Genomic DNA, 4,443 nt, shown 5'->3' with positions numbered 1-4,443 from the left:
CGCAGGGGGAAGAAGTCGGCGTTCCAGCCGGTGTGCTCGTTCCAGAAGGTCGTCCAGACGCGGTTGTCGAATCCGATGACGAACACGTCCAGCTGGCCCGGGAACCGTGACACCACGGTCACATCCTGCTTGTCGCGATCGAACACGGCTCCGCCAGGAAGGGGGAAGAAATCAGCGTTCCACGCCATGGCATCCTCCGGGTGACCGTCGGGGCTCCTACCACCATGGTCCCGCGCACCCGCCACCGCACAACTCGAAGTTCGAAGTGAGGTGCCTCGGAGTCTACGAATAGGTATCCAATAGAATTAGCCCTTGCCAACTTGAGTGCTAGGCTTGGCAGTTGGGCTGACAGCATGGTAAAGCCCCTGGTAGATGGGTTTTCCACCAAGCGAACGGCACTATCACGTTGGCTCTGACCGGTGAGATCATCTTCGGGTTGTTCAGCCTGGGGAGGGCCGTCCATGGGGAGCGCGTCGCCGTCGTACAAGGGGCACCGGTACCCGGTCGAGGTCGTCTCCCACTGTGTGTGGCTGTATTTCCGTTTCCCGCTGTCGTTCCGCGAGGTCCAGGAGCTCATGCTCGAGCGCGGGGTCGTCGTCTCCTACGAGACGATCCGCCGCTGGTGCGCGAAGTTCGGGCGATTCACGCCAACGCGTTGCGCCGCTGGCAGCCCCAGCCCGGGGACAAGTGGCACCTGGACGAGGTCTTCATCAAGATCAACGGACGGTTGCAGTACCTGTGGCGGGCCGTCGACCAGAACGGGATGGTGCTCGACATCCTCATGCAGAGCCGGCGGGACAAGGACGCGGCCATGCGTTTCTTCCGCAGGCTCCTCAAGAAGATTCGCAGCTGTGCTCAGGCCGTGGTGGAGAGGCCGAAGACTCCGGTGATGTGCTCCCAGATGGCGAAGCGGACGGTCATATCGGCTCGGTAGTCGTATGCGGGCATCAGATGGCGGCGGGGCCGGAAGTGGGGTGAAATGCCGCTGAATGCGGAGAGGAACCGCTGGGCCCCGCCGGTGCTGTGGAAGCCCTTCATAGCGCGTTCGCGCTGCCTGGTTGGCTGGTGGCTGTTTTCCGCCCTGTTGTCCAGGCCCTTGTGGGAGCGGTGCTCGACGAAGGGCATGACCTCGCGGTGGGCCGCTCCGTAGGAGCGGAGCTTGTCGGTGACGACCACCCCCGGCACCGGCCCGGAACCGGGCTCCACCACGCCGCAACACACCATCGGACAACTACCCCCCCGCAACAACGTGACAGCGCCCTAAACAAGCATGGCGCTCAAGATCCCACGCATCCGACAACGTGACAGCAACCGAACGCACCGTCCGGCGGCCCTTTTGCCCCCCGTCCCGCTGAACGAAGAGGACGCCTCCGTGCTGACGTTCCTCGATCCACTGACCTGCGCGTTGACAAGGGCCCTCACCGAGGCGCGAACCGGTACCCGCGAGAAGCCACGCGCCCGGCCATGCGGCCTTACTGTATCGGGGAGTCGGGTGGGGGGAGGCGGATGGTGCGGTCCCGGTCCACGGCCACGACGCCGGCGACCTCCTTCAGAGCAAGGATCCGGTCCTCGGCGATGGTTCCGGACAGCGTACCGAGGATCGGTTGCTCACCTGTGACGGTCAGGCCGGCCTGTCGCGTGGCCTCGATCACTTCGGCGAACCGGTCGGGATCGACCGCGAGGATCACTCCGACCGGTTCGAATTGCGAAGACTTGTTCACGGGGCTTGGAGCAGACCCGAGCCGACATCCTCGACGGGCTGCGTCAGGGGGAACGCAGCGGACAGGAGACTGGCCTTGAGGCCGTCCGCGCTGGCATTGGGGTTGGCCTCGGCGAGCAGTGCGACGACACCCGCGACGTGTGGCGTGGCCATGCTGGTACCCGACATCGACTTGTATCCGCCACCGAGTGCGGCTGAGTGAACGTCCCTGCCGGGCGCGGCGATGTTGATTTCACCGCCGGCGCCGTTGATGGCGCTGCAGGAAAAGAATGATGTAGTGAGCGACTGGTCCAGCGAGGCCACCGCGAGGATGGAGGGGCAGTTGGCGGGACGGCCCACAGGTCGGATGGACTGAGGGCGTCGGCTTTCGTTGCCCGCGGCGGCGACGATCAGGGTCCCTTGCTGGAGCGCGTGCTGGGCCAGCTGCTCGTACGTCTGGGGGAAGAGCTCACCTGGCTCGACGGGAGCACCGAGCGACATGGAGATCACCCGTGCACCGCGGGCGATAGCCCAGGCCATACCCGCCAGGATCTGGCCGTCGGTCCCACTGCCCGCATTGCTGAGCACCTTCCCGGCGAGTACCCGAGCCTCGGTCGCCACGGCGTACCGGGGCCCCTGCTGGGGGCTGGCCGGGCCGGCGGCGGTGCCGATGCAGTGCGTGCCGTGGCCGTGACCGTCCTCGACGGTCTCACCGAGCACGAAGGAAGCCGTGTCCTCGATCTTTCCGACCAGGTCCGGGTGGTCGGTGTCCACACCGGTGTCGAGGACGGCGATCTTCACGCCGCGTCCGGTCAGGCTGGACAGGTTGGCCCGGATCGCCTGGAGGCCCCAGGTCCACTGCTGCTCGTCGAGGGCCGGGCCCTGGGCAATGGCCATCTCGGCCTTGGTATGGCGTTCGACCGTTTCCTCGTCACTGCGGTGAGCCGGGAAGAACTCGGTCGGTGCCTGCTGCGGGGCGGTGATCACCGAGGCGTAGACCATGCGTTCCGGTTCGGCCGCGATGATCGACGGATCGGCTTCGGCCGTGGTCACCAGCGCGTGGCGCTGGTCGGCCCGCACTTCGACAACGGCGGCGGCGAGTTCTTCGAAGTGCACCGATGCGTTGGGATTCTCGAGGAGTTCGGCGACGTTGGTGGTCTCGGCTCCGCTCACCCTCTCTACGGGCGCGATGTCGGCGGCGGAACGCAGTGCGTTCAGCCCGCTTTCCTGGTTGCTTGGGTCGAGCAGGACCACGTACCGACCGGTGTACTCAGCGCCCCGTCCCAACGATGTCCCATTGGCTGAGGGCGGCTGTGCGCCGAAGGCGTGCCTGTCCAAGGGTACGTTCGCCATGGAATTTTCCGCTTTCTGTGCATCTACCCGGCCAGTGGACACGCATTGGGCGCACACAGTGCCAGGCTCAAGAGATGGTGGCGGTCTGATCGCGTATCGACGCGCGAGTCGTCGCCTGCGGGGCTGTCCCCGCAGGGGCCCGCAACATGATGAAGCGTCAGCCGATTCGATGATGCTGTCTGCCGCTTTTTGCACGGGAGTTGACAGCGGCCCTGTCAGTATCGCCAGTAACGGTGAATTGTCTGATCTGGTCGACCTCATCAAGTCTATTTCGACCGGAATCACCGGATCTCTACGGTTCGGGTGACAGACCAGAAACTCACCGAGGGAGACGGACATGAACGGACCGTCCGCACACCCAACAGCAGCCTCCTTCCGGAGATCATTCCATGAGTGTTGTGTTTGCTCGATATCACCATCCTCCGCCCGGACTGATCGCGCTGCAACTCAACTTTCACCGAAGGTTGTTGACGCAGCAAAATCTGAAAGAGAAACCACAGCGGTCATCAGTGCGGGGCGACTTGACGCTTGTCGAGTCATGTCACCCAATGGTAGCGAAGAGGGAAATCGCGAAAAGAACGCCGTCACCAGGGGTCGTCATGATGATGCGGAACGTACGCATGCGGGCGTGGATCGAAACCATTGCCGCTGCGATTAGGGATCCTTTTCGCGGTCACCCTGATCTGGCGTGGCTGAATCGAGCGCAACAACGGGAAATCGGAGAAGTCCCCAGCAAGTCCAGGTCATTACCTGCCGATGGTAAGAGGGACAGACATGGCGTCTATTGATTACAGCATGGATTCCATCTGCTCTACACCCGAGCCATACTTGTGAAACAGACGTGAGTCACAAACCATGCCTGCGGTCAGCTACAACAGCCATCAGATCTCACCAGGCCATGCATCCCTGTCTGTAAATTTCGCGACACCAATCCGGTGAAGGGCTCCGCCTCTGCGAGCAAATCAGGTTCAGCGCCTCTCGCAACACACCAGGGATAGGAGATCTTTCCAGACTCTATCCATTACAGCTTTCTGAAGCACAGCAGCATATGGCTCGACTCACGGCCAATACCACACCCCGCATCACGTGATGCGGGGGCACCAACCCCGGCCACCCTCTCTCCTCGCTGCCCGGGACGTAGGCCCGTTGGCCGCACCGCGCAGCGGGGCCGGCCTGTGTGGCGCACCGCGCCACGGGGGTGGCTGGAGCGCAGCGGAGGCCGCCCCTGCGGGGCCGCAGGCCCCGGAGCTCCGGGAGCGCAGCGGACGGAGCGTCACCGCCCCGGCGCAGCCGGGGCGGTGGGCTGCTCGCGCAGCGAGCAGCAGCGCTCACGCGGAGCGGGAGCGCAACACCCGCGCGCAGCGCGGGTGTTCGCTTGCCCATCGCGCAGC

Annotated in this window: 2 protein-coding genes and 2 pseudogenes; 1 reads left to right on the top strand and 3 read right to left on the bottom strand. The window is 64.4% G+C overall.

Annotated features, from left to right (window positions below):
• Positions 1–461 precede the first annotated feature (461 nt).
• Positions 462–868: pseudogene (locus tag ACFY9E_RS40125) on the top strand (IS6 family transposase); the annotation flags it as partial.
• Here the strand turns inward: ACFY9E_RS40125 and ACFY9E_RS40120 are convergent.
• From ACFY9E_RS40120 to ACFY9E_RS40110, 3 genes and pseudogenes are all read right to left on the bottom strand, one after another.
• A pseudogene (locus tag ACFY9E_RS40120) lies at positions 856–1,176 on the bottom strand (DDE-type integrase/transposase/recombinase); the annotation flags it as partial. The pseudogenes ACFY9E_RS40125 and ACFY9E_RS40120 sit on opposite strands and share 13 nt — an antisense overlap.
• Positions 1,177–1,472: 296 nt before the next feature.
• Positions 1,473–1,721 (bottom strand): hypothetical protein, encoded by a 249-nt coding sequence (locus tag ACFY9E_RS40115; RefSeq protein ID WP_390993596.1) that lies wholly within the window; start codon positions 1,719–1,721, stop codon positions 1,473–1,475.
• Positions 1,718–2,953: a S8 family serine peptidase gene (locus tag ACFY9E_RS40110; RefSeq protein WP_390993594.1), complete on the bottom strand. Its 1,236-nt coding sequence runs from the start codon at positions 2,951–2,953 to the stop codon at positions 1,718–1,720. Before ACFY9E_RS40110 ends, ACFY9E_RS40115 begins: the two co-directional genes overlap by 4 nt.
• Positions 2,954–4,443 lie beyond the last annotated feature (1,490 nt).

This window comes from Streptomyces sp. NPDC012466, assembly GCF_042955215.1.
Lineage (GTDB): Bacteria > Actinomycetota > Actinomycetes > Streptomycetales > Streptomycetaceae > Streptomyces.
This window is presented reverse-complemented; position numbering and strand designations above follow the sequence as displayed.